14 protein-coding genes and 1 riboswitch are annotated in these 18,585 nt (G+C 66.1%); of the genes, 6 read left to right on the top strand and 8 right to left on the bottom strand.

Annotation, left to right across the window (positions count from 1 at the left end; translation table 11 throughout):
* Nucleotides 1-67: 67 nt before the first annotated feature.
* Genes FA85_RS07105 through FA85_RS07095 form a run of 3 tightly spaced genes read left to right on the top strand, consistent with a single transcriptional unit; the run spans nt 68 to nt 4,787 of the window.
* Nucleotides 68-2,380, top strand: a complete 2,313-nt coding sequence (locus tag FA85_RS07105) for a TonB-dependent receptor (RefSeq protein WP_051944180.1) — start codon at nt 68-70, stop codon at nt 2,378-2,380.
* Nucleotides 2,380-3,900, top strand: a complete 1,521-nt coding sequence (locus tag FA85_RS07100) for an esterase-like activity of phytase family protein (RefSeq protein ID WP_156108682.1) — start codon at nt 2,380-2,382, stop codon at nt 3,898-3,900. Before FA85_RS07105 ends, FA85_RS07100 begins: the two co-directional genes overlap by 1 nt.
* An 11-nt stretch (nt 3,901-3,911) precedes the next feature.
* Entirely contained in the window at nt 3,912-4,787 is an 876-nt protein-coding gene (locus FA85_RS07095) for a hypothetical protein (protein WP_036110324.1), read from the top strand.
* A 60-nt stretch (nt 4,788-4,847) separates the two neighbouring features.
* Here FA85_RS07095 and FA85_RS07090 read toward each other — a convergent pair whose 3' ends face one another.
* On the bottom strand, nt 4,848-5,765 hold the full coding sequence (locus tag FA85_RS07090; protein ID WP_036110328.1) for a branched-chain amino acid transaminase: 918 nt from the start codon (nt 5,763-5,765) through the stop codon (nt 4,848-4,850).
* Between the two features lie 85 nt (nt 5,766-5,850).
* The gene (locus FA85_RS22120) at nt 5,851-6,378 is read right to left on the bottom strand and encodes a DUF4124 domain-containing protein (RefSeq protein ID WP_197056497.1); all 528 of its coding nucleotides are present in this window, start codon (nt 6,376-6,378) and stop codon (nt 5,851-5,853) included.
* Nucleotides 6,379-6,501: 123 nt separating this feature from the next.
* Between FA85_RS22120 and FA85_RS07080 the strand changes: the two genes are divergently transcribed.
* Nucleotides 6,502-7,290: a glycosyltransferase family 2 protein gene (locus FA85_RS07080; RefSeq protein ID WP_156108683.1), complete on the top strand. Its 789-nt coding sequence runs from the start codon at nt 6,502-6,504 to the stop codon at nt 7,288-7,290.
* 3 nt (nt 7,291-7,293) lie between these two features.
* On the opposite strand, the gene FA85_RS07075 is transcribed toward FA85_RS07080, so the two are convergent.
* Nucleotides 7,294-8,331: a CDP-glycerol glycerophosphotransferase family protein gene (locus FA85_RS07075; RefSeq protein WP_036110331.1), complete on the bottom strand. Its 1,038-nt coding sequence runs from the start codon at nt 8,329-8,331 to the stop codon at nt 7,294-7,296.
* A 59-nt stretch (nt 8,332-8,390) separates the two neighbouring features.
* A complete protein-coding gene (gene metF, locus FA85_RS07070; RefSeq protein WP_036110335.1) occupies nt 8,391-9,212 on the bottom strand; it encodes a methylenetetrahydrofolate reductase [NAD(P)H] in 822 nt (273 codons plus the stop codon).
* Nucleotides 9,213-9,341: 129 nt separating this feature from the next.
* Between metF and FA85_RS07065 the strand changes: the two genes are divergently transcribed.
* Nucleotides 9,342-9,833, top strand: coding sequence for a DUF4232 domain-containing protein (locus FA85_RS07065; RefSeq protein ID WP_051943301.1), 492 nt, complete (start codon nt 9,342-9,344; stop codon nt 9,831-9,833).
* A gap of 50 nt (nt 9,834-9,883) precedes the next feature.
* On the opposite strand, the gene ahcY is transcribed toward FA85_RS07065, so the two are convergent.
* Nucleotides 9,884-11,314: an adenosylhomocysteinase gene (gene ahcY, locus FA85_RS07060; RefSeq protein WP_036110338.1), complete on the bottom strand. Its 1,431-nt coding sequence runs from the start codon at nt 11,312-11,314 to the stop codon at nt 9,884-9,886.
* Between the two features lie 19 nt (nt 11,315-11,333).
* A riboswitch (S-adenosyl-L-homocysteine riboswitch) is annotated at nt 11,334-11,415 on the bottom strand.
* 95 nt (nt 11,416-11,510) lie between these two features.
* Here ahcY and ppc point away from each other — a divergent pair.
* Nucleotides 11,511-14,216, top strand: a complete 2,706-nt coding sequence (gene ppc, locus FA85_RS07055) for a phosphoenolpyruvate carboxylase (RefSeq protein ID WP_036110341.1) — start codon at nt 11,511-11,513, stop codon at nt 14,214-14,216.
* Nucleotides 14,217-14,279: 63 nt separating this feature from the next.
* On the opposite strand, the gene FA85_RS07050 is transcribed toward ppc, so the two are convergent.
* From FA85_RS07050 to FA85_RS07040, 3 genes are read right to left on the bottom strand one after another with little or no spacing between them, the layout of a single operon-like run.
* Nucleotides 14,280-16,160 carry an ATP-binding cassette domain-containing protein gene (locus tag FA85_RS07050; protein ID WP_036110344.1) on the bottom strand — a complete coding sequence of 627 codons (1,881 nt, stop codon included), beginning with the start codon at nt 16,158-16,160 and terminating at the stop codon, nt 14,280-14,282.
* A 35-nt stretch (nt 16,161-16,195) separates the two neighbouring features.
* Nucleotides 16,196-17,239, bottom strand: coding sequence for an aldose epimerase family protein (locus tag FA85_RS07045; RefSeq protein ID WP_036110346.1), 1,044 nt, complete (start codon nt 17,237-17,239; stop codon nt 16,196-16,198).
* Nucleotides 17,240-17,266: 27 nt separating this feature from the next.
* Nucleotides 17,267-18,442, bottom strand: coding sequence for a XylR family transcriptional regulator (locus FA85_RS07040; protein WP_036110347.1), 1,176 nt, complete (start codon nt 18,440-18,442; stop codon nt 17,267-17,269).
* Nucleotides 18,443-18,585: the final 143 nt, after the last annotated feature.

Raw genomic sequence — 18,585 nt, 5'->3', positions numbered from 1 at the left:
AGCGTGCCCGCGCAAGTAAGGATGCCGTCCCTTGTTCAAGCACACCGTTCTGGCCGTCGCCCTCGGCATGGCCTTCGCTTCCGCTGCTTACGCGTCGGATACCGATACCACGTCATCGACCGATACGACTGGCACCGCCAGCAAACGTGAGAAGGTACAGGACCTCGATACCGTCTCCGTCATCGGTACCGGTGAGACACGCCAGGTGCAGCGCTTGCGTACGGCCGATCAGAAGGCGCTGCCGCCTGGCACCAGCCTGCAGAAGGTGCTGAACACGCTGCCAGGCGTGAATGCGCAGTCGGCCGATGCCCTGGGTACGAACGAGCAGTCGATGACGCTGAGTCTGCGAGGCTTCAGCGGCACGCGCCTCGGCTACACGCTGGATGGCCTGCCCCTCGGCGACAGTGCCTACAACAACTACAACGGTCTTTCGATCAACCGCGCGCTGATCTCCGAGAACTTCGCCGGTGCCGAACTCTCCGAAGGTATCGGCAACCTCGGCACGCCGTCGACGAGCAACCTGGGCGGTACCATCGCTTACAGCTCGAACGATCCGCTGAAGACGATGGGCGGCCGCGTGTCGCAGACTTTCGGCAGTGACGCCAACCGCCGTACGTACGCGCGCTTCGACACGGGCGAATACAACGGTTTCTCGATGTACCTCTCGGGCGCGCGCACCACGTCGGACCTCTGGAACAACCAGAGCGCGTACAACGGGTCGACGACGAAGCAGTTCAACGGCAAGGCCGTGTGGGACTTCGACTGGGCACGCCTCACCGGCTTCGCCGATACGTCGCGCACCTCGCAGGCGGACTACTTCTACCTGTCGAAGAGCGAGCTGGCGCGTGGCCTCGGCTACGACTGGGGCGGTTCGGCCCCGAACTGGCAGCGCGCGCTCGGCAAGGCCTACTGCAACGCCGCCACGTTCAACGCGAGCCGTTGCGACCGCAGCGGCGCGGATACGGATGCGGACGGTGCATTCACGGCGGGCCAGATCCTGCGTAGCGACGACCTCTATTACCTCGCCGGCGATTTCTTTCCCAGCGACTCCGTGACCATCCATGCGCAGGTCTACCACCACGAGGATGCGGGTGAGGGGCATAACTGGAACAGCGGTACGTACTCGTATCCGGGCACAGCACGGCAGTTGCCGATCATCTTCCGCAACACGCTGTACACCATCAACCGCTCGGGGGCGATTCTTTCCGCCGCGTGGGACTTCGCCAACCATCACCTCGAAGGCGGTGTCTGGTACGAGCACAACGTCTCCAGCGCGTCGCGCTACAGCAGCTACGTGACGGGTCCGCGCGACCTCAGCGCACCTGTCGATACACAGCCCGACCTGGGGGTGTTCGATCAGCGGACCGTGTGGAATACGCGTCAGGCCTTCCTGCAGGACACGATGCGCTTCCTCGACGATGCTCTGACCGTAGACGTCGGCGTAAAGAGCCCTCACGTCACGTCGGACGCGCACGCGCTTCCGGGCGAGGCGAAAACGCCGATCAACCCGGCGTCGAACAACCAGTTCGCCACGGGCAAGCTCAGTGCGAGCAAGGCGTTGTTGCCGCAGTTCGGTGCGCGCTACAAGCTGGCCGAGGGCCAGGAAGTGTTCGCCAGCTTCTCGAAGAACATCGCCATGTTCCAGGGTGGCTTCAAGCTGGGCCCGCAGGCGGTCAGTCAGTCGATCTGGAACAGTCAGGGCGATCTGAAGCCCGAGAAGTCGCGCAGCCTGGAGGCGGGCTACCGCCTGGAGCGCGACGATTTCGCCGCGTCGCTGGCGGCGTACAACGTGCGTTTCGACAATCGTCTCCTTCAGTACAATCCATGCGACTCGCGTCAGCCGGTCGGTCCCACCTGCGGTAACCGCTTCTACAACGTGGGCGGGGTGAACAGCCGCGGTGTCGAAGCCACCTTTGTCTGGCAGCCGACCAGCGACCTGCGCTGGTACAACTCCGCGTCGTATAACCGCTCGACCTACGCCGGCGACTACACCCAGGCGGGCGTCGTGCAACACACCCGCGGCAAGATCCAGACCGATACGCCGACCAAGCTCTTCGCGACGCAGATCGACTGGAACCAGGGCCCCTGGTTTGCCTCGCTGCGTGGCAAGTACACCGGCGAGCGCTTCTACACCTACACCAACGATCAGGGCTTCGGTGGCTTCACCACGTGGGACGTGTCGGCCGGTTACGACTTTGGCGCGTTCTCGGTGGCGAAAGGCATTCGCCTGACGCTCAACGTGACCAACCTGACCGACAAGCGCTACGCGAGCAACCTGGATTCGAGCGCCTTCGTGTCCAGCGACCCGGCCGGTACGGCCTACGTGTTCCACGCTTCGGCGCCCCGCCAGCTCTTCGCGACGCTGGACGTGCGCTTCTGATGCGTCGTCTGATCGCCGGAATCGTTGCCACGGCTCTGTACGGCGGGGCGCTGGCACAAACCCTCGAAGTGCGTGTGCCCGACCTGGCCTCGACGCCGCTGCCTCGCAGCGTCGACGTCGGCGGCATGACCTACGTCGATCAGGGGCTGGTCGCCGCCGGGTCGCTTCCGGCGGGGACGATCGATTTCCTGGGCGACACGCTGGGGTCGTTCTCGTCGCTCTCGATCGAGCCAGGCACATGGAAGCGGGAAGGCGATACGTACACCGGCGTGCTGTGGACCTTGCCCGACCGGGGGCGTAACGACCCCGAGCACAACGTCTTCTTCGATTATCGCGGGCGCCTGCATCGGTTCCGCTTCACGATGACGCTCCCGTCGGCCGACGGAGCCGACCCCGGGAAGGGCACGGTCTCCTTCGCCGTCGATGGCGGTCGCGAGTTGCGCGATTTCACCGGCAAGCCGTTCACGGGTGCCGAGCCTGCCGGGGGCCTGCGCAAGGAGCACGGCATCGTGTTGCCGTCGCCGGAGAAAGGGATCGGCGCCGGGAAAATCTCGCTCGATGCGGAATCGTTGCAGTTCACCCGCGACGGCGGCTTCTACATCGGCGACGAATACGCGGCCAACGTCTACCGCTTCGACAGGCAGGGCAAGCTGACGGGGATCCTCGTGCCGCCGAAGGCGGTGCGTCCGCTCGATGCGCAGGGTCGGCCCGACTTTACGTCGCTGATGCCGCCGGCCTCGGGGCGGCGCAACAATCAGGGTGTCGAGGGCATGGCACTGTCACCGGATGGCACGCGCCTCTTCGTCGTCTTGCAGAGTGCCCTCGTGCAGGACAGCGCGCCCGGCGATGCGTCCGGGCGCACGCTGACCCGCGTACTCGTTTATGACGTCAGCCACTCGGCGGTACCGAAATCGCCCATCGGCCACTACGTCGTTCGCCTGCCTTCCTACGACGACACCGGGCATGGAGGGGCTCCCAACCGGACGGCCGCGCAGAGCGAGATCCGTGTGCTGGACGATCACCGCTTCCTGATGCTCGCGCGCGACGGCAGTGGGTACGGTGCGGACGGCGGCAAGCCCATCGTCTTCAAGAGCGTGCTGCTGGTCGACACGACGGATGCCAGTAACCTCGCCGGCACCCTCTACGAGACGGGCACGGCCTCCGTGCTGGGCGAGGGCGGTGTGTTGCGTGCCGACATTCGCGCGGTCACGTGGAAGTCATTCATCAACCTGATCGATCCGGCGGATCTCGCGCGCTTCGGTCTGGGCATCCATGCCGGCGAGTCGGGCAAGGCGCAGATCTCGGAGAAGTGGGAAGCGATGGACCTCGTTCCCGCGCTCGACGCGTCGCATCCGGACGACTGGTTCCTGCTGGTCGGCAACGATAACGACTTCATCGCGAAGCACTGCGTCATGGATGGCCAGCGCTGCGATTCCGACATCGATAACGACAATCGCATCCTCGTGTACCGGCTGACGTTGCCGGGCATGCGTTCCAACACCGCTCCTCACCACAAGTAAGGGTCACGCGCATGATGAAACGTACGGTTCTCTCGCTGCTCTCGGCGAGCCTCCTGCTGGGCTCCGTCGCCAGCCACGCCAATACCCCGGCCTACGTCGACAGCAAGGAGTACAAGGTGCTGATCGACCCCTCGCGCTTCGCGAGCAATCCATCGACGGCTGCGGCGACGCTGCTGCAGAACCTCTCGACGCGTCTCAGTGCGCTCGGCTTCGATAAGACCGTCACCGGAAACTTCAGCGCCGGCGACCGCGATACGCTGGCCTATTACGACACGGCGAAAAGCTGTTCGCTGATGAAGGCCGGCTACTCGGTCCGCACGCGTGCCGGCGACCACTCGGACATCCAGTTCAAGTTCCGTCACCCGGACGAAGAGCTCTCGTACTGGACCGACGTCTCCGGCGCGGGCAAGAACACGTCGACGAAGCTGGAAACCGATGTGACGCCCGGTAGTCTGGTGCTCGCGCATTCGACCAAGCAGGACGCGACGACGACGCCGGCTACGGTGGCGGATCTCATCAAGCAGTTCCCTGGTGCCTCGGCGCTGTCGTCGCTTTCGTCGTCGACACTGTCGAAGGTGGCCGGCGTGACGGTGACGCAGCAGGAATACGACGGTCCGGAATCGGATCTCGGACAGTCGAAGGCGGAGTTCGCACTGACCCTGTGGTACATCGACGGTGCGGCGACGCCCGCACTGGCCGAGCTGTCGTTCCGCGTCGAAGCGGACGAGGACAAGTACTTCACCACGCCGGTGTTGCAGCGCTCGCAGGTGCTGAACACCGCACTGGGTTCGATCGGCAACAACTGGAACATCGCCAACGACGGCGGCAAGACGAGCTGGCTGTACGCCTATCGCTCGTCCGCGTTCCCGAACGGCTTCTGCAACTGAAGAAAATCGCGCGCAAGGCGCGCTCCTACAAGGGTAGGAGCGCGCCTTGCGCGCGACGCATCAAAGCTTCTCGAGCCAGCCCCAGCGATCGGCCGTCTTGCCGCTGAAGAGGCCGAAGAAGAGCTCCTGCAGACGACGCGTGACCGGGCCGGCCTTGCCGGTGCCGATCTTCTTGCCGTCGACCGAGCGGATCGGCGTGACTTCGGCGGCGGTACCGCACATGAGGATCTCGTCGGCGAGGTACAGGTACTCGCGCGGCAGGTCCCGTTCGATCACGTCGATGCCTTCCTCGCGTGCGAGGGTCATCAGCGTGTGGCGGGTGATACCGGTGAGGATGGAGGCACTGGCGGGCGTCGTATGCAGCGCACCGTCGAACACCAGGAACAGGTTCTCACCGGCGCCTTCGCTGAGCAGGCCCGACGAGGCGAGCGCGATGCCTTCGCCGAAGCCGAGGCGACGCGCTTCACGCGCGATCAGCTGACCCGACAGATAGTTGCCGCCGGCTTTGGCACCTGCCGGAATCGTGTTGGGTGCAAAACGCTGCCAGCTGGAAACGCAGGCGTCGATGCCGTTTTCGAGCGCCTCGGGTCCGAGGTAGGGGCCCATCGGCCAGGTCGCCACGGCGACGTCGGTCGGGCAGTCGGCAGACAGCCCGAAACCACCCAGGCCGCGGAAGGCCACCGGACGGAGGTAGGCGGCGCGAAGATCGTTCTTCTTGACGACGTCGCGGCAGGCGGCGGCCAGTTCGTCGATCGGGTACGGAATCTCGATATCGTAGATTTTCGCCGAGAGATACAGGCGCTTGAGATGATCCGTAAGGCGGAAGATGGCCGCGCCATCCGGCGTCTCATAGCTGCGGATACCCTCGAACACCGAGGATCCGTAGTGCAGCGCGTGGGCCATGACATGGACAGTGGCATCGCGCCAGGGCTTGATCTGCCCGTTCTGCCAGATCCATTCGGGGTAGTTCTGCGACATGTGAGCGCTCCGGAGGGGACCGCTCATGATAGCGGGTGGCGGCCCTGGTCACATGGCGCGTTGCGTCAGTACGCGTCCGGAGGGCTCAGGCGGGTGGCCGCAGCCACAGGCAACCCGCGTCGCGCACCACGTCGAAATGTGCCCGGCGGGTGGATGCGTCGGCCCCGGGCGATGAGGTCACGGCGTCGATGCCGCTGGCTTCGTTGCCCTCGAGTGCGACCAGCGGTTGCCGGATCAGCGACTCGATTCCGCGGATGCCATCGACGGCGCCCTGGCTCGAACCATTCCAGAGAATCAGGCCGCCGATGCGGTTGGCATTGCGGGTCGCAAACGCCTGGCTTATCCCCTGGCGCAGGTCGGCCAGGTTTTTCGCGCAGAGCAGCCCGGCCGACGGGCCGGACGGACCGGCCGCCGAATCGCCCGTGGTCGAGGCGAAGGCAGGGGCACTGGCAGGCGGCAGCACGGATGTCGCGCCGATGCTCGCGCAGGGCTGGTCACTGAACGCGGGACGCCCGTCGGCGCCGACGCAACGGTGAATCTCCGTCTGCGCCGAAGCGGGGAGGGCGAGCAGAAGCAGGGCCAGCAGAAGGAGGGCGCGGATCACGGCAGGCACGCATGGTCGGGGTGCGCCATCATCGGTGACGGCGACTCCACGGAGGGTGACGGCGAGCACGCTATCGGGAGCCGCGGCCCCGGTTTGGTAGAGTAGGCGCTTCTCAAGCCCCCCACCGAGTCCATGGCCCAGCGCTCCCCCGACGCCACGCGTCTGCCGATTTCCGTCTGCGTCATCGCGCAGAATGAAGCCGATCGCATCGTCGCCTGCCTGACCTCGGCGTCGTTCTGCGACGATCTGGTCGTGGTGGATGGCGGCTCGACCGACGACACGGTGGCCCTCGCGGAGTCCGCGGGTGCCCGGGTGATTCATCGCCCCTTCGACGGGTTTCGCACGCAGAAGGACTTTGCCGTCGCTGCCGCCCGGCACGAATGGGTCCTGTGCCTGGATGCCGACGAGTGCGTCGACCCTGGCCTGCGTGCGGCCCTGGAAAAACGTTTTGCCGAGGGCTTCGGCGATACGGCCGCCTTTCGCATCGTTCGCCGCAACCGCTTCCTCGGCAAGGTGATGAAGTACGGCAATGCGGGCTCGGATCGTGTCGTGCGTCTTTTCGACCGCCGCAAGGCCGGCTGGCACGGCGCGCGGGAGATTCACGAATCCGTCGTCGTCAGGGGCGAGACGCGCGCCATCGACGGTTGGCTGGATCACGATCCATACCGCTCGCTGTCGGCGATGCTTGCCAAGCAGGAACGCTACGCGCACCTGATGGCGGAAGAAGCCTTCGCGAAAAACAAGCGCACCGGGCTCGCGCAGATCGTGTTGAGTCCGATGTTCCGTTTCCTCAAGGGCTACGTCTTCCGCGGCGGCTTTCTCGACGGGTGGCGCGGTCTTGTCTATGCGCTGCTTCGTGTCGAGTACGTGCGCCGCAAATATCTCAAGCAGTATCTGCTGCAGAAAGGTTTCAAGCCCTGAGGATCAGGCCGGGAACAGCGACGCGCGGTCGCGCCACGCCTTGTAGCGTCTGACCAGATTGAGCGGCTTGCGGTGCAGTTTCGCCTTGCCGGCGGCGATCATCGCATCCGTCGCGTCGAGCACGCGTTCGCTGGAGCGGCCATCGCGGTAGGGATGGATGTCGTCACCATGGGCCTGGATCGCCGCCATCAGTGACGGCGGCTTCGAAAGCGCGAGATCGATGGCCGCGTCCACGTCGCCGGGCGTGGCAACGTCAAGCATGAAAGGCTCGGGCCGACGGTTGGCGATGGTGACGACGGGTTTGTTCTGTACCGCGAATTCGTGGATCACCGACGACGTGTCGCACACGAGCATGTCGGCGGCGCGCTCCATATCGACCAGGCGTTCCGAGTCCATGAAGCGCGCATTGGAGGCCTCGAGCGCCTGGTAGGCGCGGATCAGCCCGGGATCCGATTTAGGGTGAAGCGTCAGCAACCACTGGCGGTCGTTACGCGCGATGAGTGTGCGCAGCGTGTCGAGCATCGCCGGTGCGCAGCTCAGTCGGTGGCTGAACGTCGAAGCGAACATGATGAGTGGCCGTGCGTCGCGCTCGATCGGATGGGCGACGTTCCCGGCGAACAAGGGATCGAGTTTGGGCCAGCCGGTTTCGACCACTGCGAAATGGCCGTGTTCTCTGGCGAGCGCTTCGAACGGAAGCGTGGTCGCCGGGCCTTGCGTCGTGTACAGGTCGAAAAACCCACGAATGGCGAAATGCCCGCGGTCGGGCTCACGCTTGTTGGCGTTGAAACCGTGGAATACCTGGACCTTGAGACCGGGGACACCGGGGGGCGCCCAGTTCGCCGCGCAGAATGTCGCGTCCGGCGAAAAGGCGCGTATGTCGGCCATGTTGCGCAGGCGCTGCTCGTCGACGGTCAGTCGCTGCGCCACCGCGTCGGTCACCAGCCAGCGAACCTGGACGCCGCGCGCCACCGCCGCCGCAGCCAGTGGCCTCAGGATCGGCAAGGCATAGGTTTCGGTGGCGAACATGACGCATGCGCGCATGCGGGATTCCTGATGAGCTCGAAGGCTTCGAGTATAGAAGACCCGCCGCTCGCCGGGCTCTACAGGCGATCGAGTACCGACGTCGTCGCGCGCGCGCGGTTGATCGTGTAGAAGTGCAGACCCGGCGCGCCGCCCTCGAGCAGTCGACGGCAAAGCTCCGCGACCACATCGGCGCCGAGCTCGCGCACCGCGGCGGCATCGTCGCCATGCGCCTGCATGCGCTTGACGATCCAGCGGGGAATCTCCGCGCCGCACTGCTCCGAGAACCGACGCAGCTGGCTGAAGTTCGCGATCGGCATGATGCCCGGAACGACCGGCACCTTGACGCCGAGGCGGGTCACGTCGTCGACGAAACGAAAGTACGCGTCGGCATTGAAGAAGTACTGCGTGATGGCGCCGTCCGCGCCTGCGTCCACCTTGGTCTTGAAATGGCGAAGATCGGCCAGGGCATTCTCGGCCTGGGGATGGGTTTCGGGGTAGGCGGCGACTTCGATGTGGAAATGATCGCCGCTGTGTTCGCGGATGAAGCCGACCAGTTCCGCCGCGTAGCGAAAGTCGCCGGGCGTCGCCATGCCTGAGGGCAGGTCGCCGCGCAGCGCAACGATGCGTCGGCAGCCTGATGCCTTGTACGTGTCCAGCAGCGCGCCGATTTCCGCCTTCGTCCCGCCCATGCAGGAGAGGTGAGGGGCCACCGAGAGCCCGTGATCCGCACGCAGCCGCTTCACCGTGTCGTCGGTGTAGCTGAGTGTCGAGCCGCCCGCGCCGAACGTCACGGACACGTAGTCCGGCCCGCGTCCCTTGAGACGGCTGACCGCGGCGTCGAGCTGATCGCGCTGTTCGTCGGTCTTGGGCGGGAAGAACTCGAAGCTGATGGCCGGCATGGACGCGGATCCCTGAAAGGTGCTCCGAGTATATATCTTTCCATCCAGATGGAAAGATGGCTAAATCGCCGTTGCAGCCGCGTTCAAGCGTTTCCTCCTACAAGGGAGCCTCCCCCAAGGAGGCAACCCATGCTCGCATTGCTCGCGATGACCGCCCTCGCCGCCGCTCCCGCAACCGTCCCTGCGTCACCCTGCCGCGCGGAATCGCTGGCGCTGAGAACGGACGGCGAGAACGGCAACTTCAACGGCATGTCGCACGGCGGCACCCGTCTGATCGTGCGCAATACGGGCTCCTCCGACTGCCTGCTGCCGGGACTGCCGACGGTGATCTTCCTGGACGCCGACGGGAAGACCCTCGCCACGGAGCGTAAGGCGCCGGCTGGGATGCATCCCGGTCCGGTGGTGCTGCCGGTACGGCTGGCGCCCGGCGCGGAAGCCTCGACGCCGTTGCGTTGGGTCAGTGGCGAGGTTTACGACGACAGTCGTTGTGTGTCGATCGCCCGGGTGCGAGTGCGCTACGGTGCGAAGGCGCTCGTGGAGGGCCTGGCGAGTGGTCGCATCTGTTCGCCGGGGGACGCGCCGGCGGCGGTCGAGCAGCCGCCCCTGTCGGTGAAAAAATAAAAAAGGCGCCCCTCGCGGGGCGCCTTCGTCGTTTGCGATAACGCAGCCGATCAGTAGCGGTAGTGATCCGGCTTGTACGGACCTTCGACCGGTACACCGATGTAGTCGGCCTGGTCCTGAGTCAGCACGGTCAGCTTCACGCCGATCTGCGCGAGGTGCAGGCGGGCGACTTCCTCGTCGAGCTTCTTGGGCAGGCGATACACCGTCTTCTCGTAGGTGTCCTTGTTCTTCCACAGGTCGATCTGCGCCAGCGTCTGGTTGGAGAAGCTGTTCGACATGACGAAGCTCGGGTGGCCGTGGGCGCAACCGAGGTTGACCAGGCGGCCTTCGGCCAGCATGTAGATGCTGTTGCCCTTGGCGAAGGTGTAGCGGTCGACCTGCGGCTTGATCGTCTCGCGGGTGACGTCCTTCGCGCCGTTCAGGCGATCCATCTGGATCTCGTTGTCGAAGTGGCCGATGTTGCAGACCAGGGCGTTGTTCTTCATCGCCGCCATGTGCTCGAGCGTGATGATGTCCTTGTTGCCGGTGGTGGTGACATAGATGTCGCCGAGGCCGAGGGTGTCTTCGATCGTGGTGACCTGAAAACCTTCCATCGCGGCCTGGAGGGCGTTGATCGGATCGATTTCGGTCACGATGACGCGGGCGCCGAAGCCCTTCAGCGAGTGCGCGCAGCCCTTGCCCACGTCACCGTAGCCGCAGACGACCGCGACCTTGCCGGCGACCATCAGGTCGGTGGCGCGCTTGATGCCATCGGCCAGCGACTCGCGGCAACCGTAGAGGTTGTCGAACTTGCTTTTGGTGACCGAGTCGTTGACGTTGATGGCCGGGACCAGCAGCTTGCCGGCTTCGGCCAGCTGGTACAGGCGATGCACGCCGGTGGTGGTCTCTTCGGAGACACCGCGCCACTCGGCGGCGACCTTCTTGAACCAGCCCGGACGCGCGGCGGCGGTCTTCTTGACCAGGTCCTTGATGACCTGCTCTTCGTGGTTGCCGCTCGGGGTGTTGACCCAGTCGCTGCCGTCTTCGAGCTCGACACCTTTATGGATGAAGAGCGTGGCGTCGCCACCGTCGTCGACGATCAGCTGCGGGCCGAGCTCACCCGGGTGGGTCAGCATGTCGAGAGTGCACTCCCAGTACTCTTCCAGCGACTCGCCCTTCCAGGCGAACACCGGCAGGCCACCGTCGGCAAGGGCCGCGGCGACGTCGTCCTGGGTCGAGAAGATGTTGCAGGAGGCCCAGCGCACCGAGGCGCCGAGCTCGCGCAGGGTCTCGGCAAGGACGGCGGTTTCCTTGGTGACATGCAGCGAGCCCGAAAGGCGGACGCCCTTGAGCGGCTTCTCGCTGGCGTAGCGGGCGCGGATCTGCATCAGGCCCGGCATTTCCTCTTCGGCCATGCGGATGCGACGGCGGCCGAGGGCGGCCTGCGAGATATCGCGGACCTTGAAGTCGTCGGCATCGTTGATCTTGGTAACGGCGTTCATCTGGCGTAGCTCCGGAAGTTTCACGGGGGCGCCGTTTGGTGGGACGCCGCGCCGAGCCTGGCCTATGGGTCGGACCCATGGTCGCAGCGCCCCTCGGCGGGCAAAACGGTTTTCCGATTATATCGCGGAATCCGAATGCAGGGATGAACACATTTTTTTAGGTACTCTCAGGGTTTCGACCCCACGTGAGACTCCGATGGAAGCTGCGCGCGATCCGGAATTCCTGCCCCACGACGACCCCCTCCGCGAGGACGTGCGCCGACTGGGCGCCCTCGTCGGTCAGATGCTGGCGGAACAGGGCGGCCAGCCCTTCTTCGACCGCGTCGAGCATGTGCGCACCACCGCGATCCACCGCCGCCGCAGCGGCGCCGCGGTAGACGCCCTGGCCGACCCGTTGACGGGCCTCGACCCGGCCGACGCCGAATCCCTGGCGCGTGCCTTCGCCACCTACTTCCAGGCGGTCAATACCGCCGAGCGCGTGCACCGTATCCGCCGCCGCCGCGACTATCAGCGCGAAGGCGGTGCGCCCCAGCCTGAATCGCTTGCCGCCGTGCTGGCGCGCCTGAAAGGGGATGGCGTGAGTCGCGACGAACTGCGTGCCTTGCTCGACCGTCTCGATGTCGAGCCGGTGTTCACCGCCCACCCGACGGAAGCGGTGCGCCGTTCGCTGCTCGAGAAGGAGCAGGAGATCGTCCGTGCGCTGGTCGACGAGTTCGATCCCACGCGTACCCCGCAGGAACGACGCGATGACGATGCGCGCATCCTGATGGCGTTGTCGTCGGGCTGGCAGACGGCGGAAGCGTCGCCGGTCCGCCCCAGCGTGCAGGACGAGTTCGATCATGTCGGCTTCTACATCGCGCGGCCGATCTACCGCGTGCTGCCGGCCCTGTACGAATCGCTCCAGCAGGCGATCGACGAGACCTACGGCGAAGGTTTGACCCTTCCGCGGGTGCTCCGCTTCGCCACCTGGGTGGGCGGCGACATGGACGGCAATCCCAACGTCAACGCCGAGACCATCGCCGCGACGCTGTCCGCGCAGCGCGCGCTGGTCCTCGAGCGCTATCTGGAGGACGTGGCGGCGCTCGGCCGCCTGCTCAGCCAGACCGACGATCGCGTGACGCTGGACGACACGCTGGTGCGTCGGCTGGAGACGTATCGCGAGGACCTGCCCGAGGCCGCGGCGAGGATCCGTCCCCGTCACGCGGACATGCCGTATCGCACCTTTCTCGCCTTCGTCGCGGCGCGACTCGAAGCGACGCTGCATGAGCAGGCGCAGTCGTACCCCGATGCGGACGCCTTCATCGACGATATCGCCCTGATCGAAAAGAGCCTGGTTCAGCACGACGGCAGGCACGCGGGTGCGTATGCCGTCGGCCGCCTGCTCTGGCGTGCGCGGACGTTCGGTTTCCATCTCGCGCGTCTGGATGTGCGTCAGGACGCGCGCGTGCATGACGAAGCCCTGTCGGCTCTGCTCGACGATGCGGACTGGTCGGGCCGCGATACCGATGCGCGGGTGAAAGCCCTGCGTCCGTACGCGGCGGGTGAGCGCAGCTTCGTCGCCGGCGAGGACCATGAAGCCGCGGGCATGCTGCGTGACGTGTTTGCGACGCTGGCCGATTCGCGCACGCGCTACGGTACCGAAGCGACCGGCCTGTACATCATCAGCATGGCCGAAACCGCGGCGGACGTACTTGCCGTACTCGCGCTGGCACGCCGTGGTGGCCTGCTCGAAGACGGTCGCGTGCCGCTCGACGTCGCGCCCCTGTTCGAGACCATCGACGACCTCGCCGGTGGCGCGAGCACGTTGCAGGCACTGCTGGACGATCCCGTCTATCGTGCCCATCTGAAGGCACGCGGCGATCGCCAGTGGGTGATGCTCGGTTACTCCGACAGCGGCAAGGACGGCGGTACGGTCGCCTCCAAGTGGAGCCTGCAGCGTGCGCAGGTCGAACTGCTCGACGTCGCCGCGAAGGCGGGTATCCGGATCGGCTTTTTCCACGGCCGTGGAGGTTCCGCGAGCCGGGGTGGGTCGCGCATCACGCCCGCTCTGATGGCGTCCCCGCGCGGCTCGGTCGGTGGCGTGTTGCGCGTTACCGAGCAGGGCGAGGTCATCCACCGCAAGTACGGCATTCGCGCACTCGCGGTGCGCAATCTCGAGCAGACACTCGGTGCGGTGATGCGTGCCTCGCTGCGGCCGCGTGAGACCGAAGCGCGCGAGGCCGGCTGGAAGGACGTCATGGCCCGCCTGTCGGACGAGAGCCGCAAGGCGTACCGTGCCTTCGTGGACACGGAGGGCTTCGTCGATTACTTCCGCGGTGCCACGCCCATCGACGTCATCGAGCGCATGACGCTCGGGTCGCGTCCGGCGCGTCGTCGCAGCATGAAGGGCGTGGAAGATCTGCGCGCCATTCCCTGGGTCTTTTCGTGGACGCAGTGCCGTGCGGTGCTCACCGGCTGGTATGGCCTCGGTGGCGCGCTCGATGTGGTGGCGAAGGAGTGCGGCGAAGAGGCGCTGGTCCACATGGCCCGCGAGTGGCCGTTTTTCTCGACCATGCTGGACGACGTCGAGATGGTGCTGGCCAAGGCCGACATCGACATCGCCGAAGCGTTCTCGCAGCTGGCCGGGCCGCTCCACGAACGGTTCTTCCCCATGATCCGCGCCGAGTTCGAGCGTACCGCGGCCTGGGTGCTGAAGCTCAAGGGCGCCTCGGAGTTGCTGGCCGGCGATCCCCGTCTGGCGACCTCGATCCGTCTGCGCAACCCGTACGTGGACCCCATGAGCCTCCTGCAGGTCGACCTGCTGCGACGCTGGCGTGCCACCGAAGGCAAGGACGATGCGTTGCTCAACGCACTCGTGGCCTGCGTCAACGGCGTGTCGCAGGGTCTGCAGAACACGGGTTGATTCACAGCGCCGGTAGCTGACCGGTCGAGAACCGGCAGCTATCCGGCGGGAGCCGGGCTCTGCTCAGCCTTCGAGTTCTTCCCAGCGCGCGAAGGCCGCATCCAGCTCGGCCTGCACCTTCGCCAGTTCGTCGTTCGCCCGCGTGATCGCGGCCGCATCCTGCTGGTAATACTTCGGGTCGTTCATCGCCTCGGTGCGCTTCGCGATCTCCGTCTCGAGTTCTTCGAGCTTCGCCGGCAGCAGGTCCAGCTCGCGCTGTTCCTTGAAGGACAGCTTTTTCTTCGGTGCGGCGACGGGAGCGGCTGCCGGTGCCGCGGCGGGTGCCGCTGGCTTCGCGCTGGCGGCATGGGCGGCCTTCGCCGCCTCGATCGCGGGCTTCTGTCGCAGCCAGTCGCTGTAACCGCCGATGTACTCGCCGACGTCGCCGCCGTCTTCGAGCACGAGCGTGCTGGTCACGACGTTGTCGATGAAGTCACGATCGTGAGACACGAGCAGCAGGGTGCCGGTGTATTCGTTGAGCAGTTCTTCGAGCAGTTCCAGCGTCTCGACATCGAGGTCGTTGGTCGGTTCATCCATCACCAGCAGGTTGGACGGCTGCGCGAACAGCTTGGCCAGCAGCAGGCGGTTGCGCTCGCCGCCGGACAGGCGGGTGATCGGCGCGCGTGCACGCTCCGGCGAGAACAGGAAGTCCTGCAGGTAGCCGATGATGTGCTTGCGCTGCCCATTGAGCTCGATGTATTCACGGCCTTCGGCCACGTTGTCCAGCGCGTTCATGCTGTCGTTCAGCGTGGAGCGGTGCTGGTCGAAGTAGGCGATCTGCAGGCTGGTGCCGAGCGTGGATTCGCCCGTCTGCGGTTTGAGTTCGCCCAGCAGGATCTTCAGCAGCGTGGATTTGCCCGCGCCGTTGGGACCCATGATGCCGACACGGTCGCCGCGCATGATCGTGGTGGAAAGGTCTTTCAGCAGCGTACGCCCGCCGTAGCCGTGGGTGACGTGCTTGACGTCGACCACCTTGCGCCCGGACGACTGCGCATTGCCCAGCGTGATCTTGGCGGTGCCGGTCTGCTCGCGACGTTCGCCACGTTCGCGACGCAGTGCCTTGAGGGCGCGAACGCGCCCTTCGTTACGCGTGCGGCGTGCCTTGATGCCCTGCCGAATCCAGACTTCTTCCTGGGCCAGCTTGCGGTCGAAGTGCGCGGTGGCCTGGGCTTCGGCGTGCAGGCGCTCTTCGCGGCGGCGCAGGTAGTTGTCGTAGTCGCCCGGCCAGCTGGTGACGCTGCCGCGGTCGATCTCGACGATGCGGGTCGCCAGCGCGCGCAGGAAGCTGCGGTCATGGGTGATGAAGACGATGCTGCCGGTGAAGCTCTTGAGGAAACCTTCGAGCCACGCGATCGCCTCGATATCGAGGTGGTTGGTCGGCTCGTCGAGCAGCAGGAGGTTCGGGTCGCGAACCAGGGCCTGGCCCAGGAGCACACGACGCTTCATGCCGCCGGAGAGGTCGGCGAAGTCGGTGCCCGCGGGAAGCTCGAGGCGCTCGATCACCTGCTGGACGCGCGAGTCCAGGTCCCAGGCGTTATGGGCCTCGATCTGCGTCTGCACGTCGCCGAGGGCATCCATGTCGCCCTCTTCGAGCAGATGGTGATAGCGCGCGAGCAGATGACCGAGCTCCCCAAGGCCGTCGGCCACCACGTCGAACACGCTGCCAGTGGTGTCCTGCGGGACCTCCTGCGTCAGCCGCGCGATGCGCGTACCGCCCTGCAGGCGGATCTCACCGTCTTCGGCGTGAATCTCGCCGGCGATGAGCTTGAGCAGGGTGGACTTGCCCGCGCCGTTGCGCCCGACGACGCAGACGCGTTCGCCGGCGTCGAGGGAGAGATTCACCTGTTCGAGCAGGAGCGGGCCGCCGACGCTGTAGTCGACATTGAGGAGTTGGATAAGAGACATCCCCCATTGTACCCGGCGGGAGCCAGCGCTGCCCTTCAGTCCGTATCGACGGTGTACCGGGTGTGCTGGCGCCAGGTGACGCCGGGCCGGAGGATCGCACCCTCGGCCTCGCTGCCGTTGACCTGGTCCGGAAAGGCCTGGGCCTCGAGCGCGAAGCCGGCAAACGGGCCGTAGGCGTCCCCGTGACGGCCCGGCTGGCCGGCCAGTTTCTGGCCGCTGTAGAACTGCAGCCCCGGCCGGTCGGTCCTCACCGTGAGGCGGCGTCCGCTGGACGGCTCGCTGACCACGGCGACGACGCGGCCCGCCTCGCCCGGACGGGCGTGCGGGATATAGCAGTGATCGAAGCCCCCTACCAGCTGTAGCTGGGGGTCCGGCCAGTGCAGCCGCGATCCGATCGGCGCCGGTTCGCGGAAGTCGAAGGCCGTGCCGGCGACATGCTGGCGGCCGACCGGGATCGCGCCCGCGTCGATGGCCAGGAACTCATCCGCGTCGATACGGATGACGTGGTCGCGGATATCCGGGCGCCGGTCGTTGAGGTTGAAGTACGGGTGCGCCGTGAGGCTGAGCGGCGTGGGGGCATCGCTTTCCGCCTCATAGCGGAGGTCGAGGCTGCCGTCGTCCTCCAGCTGCACGCGCAGGGTCACCCGCACTTCGCCCGGAAAGCCGCCATCCCCCTCGGGTGAGACGAGGCGTAGCAGCAAGGCGTCGCCGTCCGGTTCGACATCCCAGCGCTGCAGGTGAAAACCGTCGTGGCCGCCGTGCAGGTGGTTGCCGCCGTCATTGCGGTCCACCCGGTAGTCGATGCCGTCGACGCTGAAGCGTCCCCCGCGTATGCGGTTGGCCCAGCGTCCGACGATGGCGCCCATATACGCCGTGGAGGCGAGGTACTGCTGCGCGTCGGCGTGACCGAGCAGAATGTCGCCGACGCGTCCCTGGCGGTCCGGCGCCTGCCACGAGAGCAGGGTGCCGCCGAGGTCGGTGATGTCGATCTGCGCGTCGCGGGCGTTGCGCAGGGTCCAGCGGTGGAGCGGGCGGCCGTCGGGGAGATGGCCCCAGGCGGTGGCATTCGATACGGGCATGGGTAGAGCGTTCCCTGCGGACGGCGATCAGGTCGTCGTCTTGCGATGGAGGTCGAGGTACTGGCGCGGCGTGCAGTCGTACTCACGACGGAATACCGCATACATGTATTGCAGCGACGTGAAGCCGCAACGCAGCGCGATGTCCGCGAGCGGCACGTCGGAGTTGGCGATGAGGTCGCAGGCCGTGTCGAGCTTGTGCTTCAGGATCACCTGGTGGACCGTCTGCTTGAGCTCGCGCTTGAAATGCTCCTCGAGCACGGTCCGCGATACGCCCACGTAGTCGGCGACCTGTTCGGTCTTGATGCCGAGGCAGCCGTACTGACGGATATAGTGGCTGGCGCGCATGACGTGCGGGCTGCGCATCGGCTGGAAGCGGCTCGAGACCTGCACGTTGATGCCTACCGGTGGCACGAGAATGCGCGAGCTCGAGCAATCCACGCCCCGCAGCATCTGGTGCAGCAGGTGCGCCGCGGTGCGCCCCATCTCCTCGGCACCCTGAATCACCGAGGTCAGCGGGATGCGTGTGAGCAGCTGGGCCATCGGGTCGTTGTCGATACCGACGATCGCGATCTGCTCCGGTACCGCGAAGCCGCCCATGACGCAGGCCTGCAGGAGCTGGCGCGCACGGGCGTCGGTCACGGCGATGATGCCGATGGGCTTGGGCAGCTCGGCCAGCCACGTGATCAGTTCCTCCACCGCGTGGCCCCAGCCACCTGCACTGGTGGGGGAGCCTTCGTAGACGACGCCGTCGATGGATTCCTCGCGAACGATGGCCTCGAAGGCGCGTTCGCGCTCCTGCGCCCAGCGGCTGCCCGGGCTCGGGGGGATGCCATAGAAGGCGAAGCGCGTGAGGCCCTGTTCGATCAGGTGGTCATAGGCCAGCCGCACGAGGCGCGCATTGTCGGTGGCGATATAGGGAACGCCCGCCGGATAGGCGGAAGCGTCGTGGTAAGAGCCGCCGACGGCCACCACGGGGATGTGCAGGTCGCGCAACGCATCCGGGGCGTCGGGGTCGTCGAAGTCGGCGATGACGCCGTCGCCCTGGAAATCGTGGATGTCGCGCATCCGGCTGCGGAAGTCCTCTTCCATGAAGAGGTCCCACTCTACCCGCGTGCTGTTGAGGTAATGCCCAATCCCGGCGATGACCTGACGGTCATACACCTTGTTGGCATTGAAAAGCAGGGCGATGCGGTGCGGTGCCATGGCGGCGAAAACTAGCAGGAATCCGCGCTCCCGGCCATGACGCACCGCGGCAAAGAAAAGTACCGGGGTGGCGACTGAAATCGCAATTGCGCGGTATGCCCCCGGATCGTCAGCATCGACGGAATTCGCCCCCCTGTTTGTCA

The organism is Luteibacter mycovicinus (assembly GCF_000745235.1).
Lineage (GTDB): Bacteria > Pseudomonadota > Gammaproteobacteria > Xanthomonadales > Rhodanobacteraceae > Luteibacter > Luteibacter mycovicinus.
The sequence above is the reverse complement of the archived record's forward strand: the minus strand, read 5'-3'. Positions and strand labels throughout refer to the sequence as shown.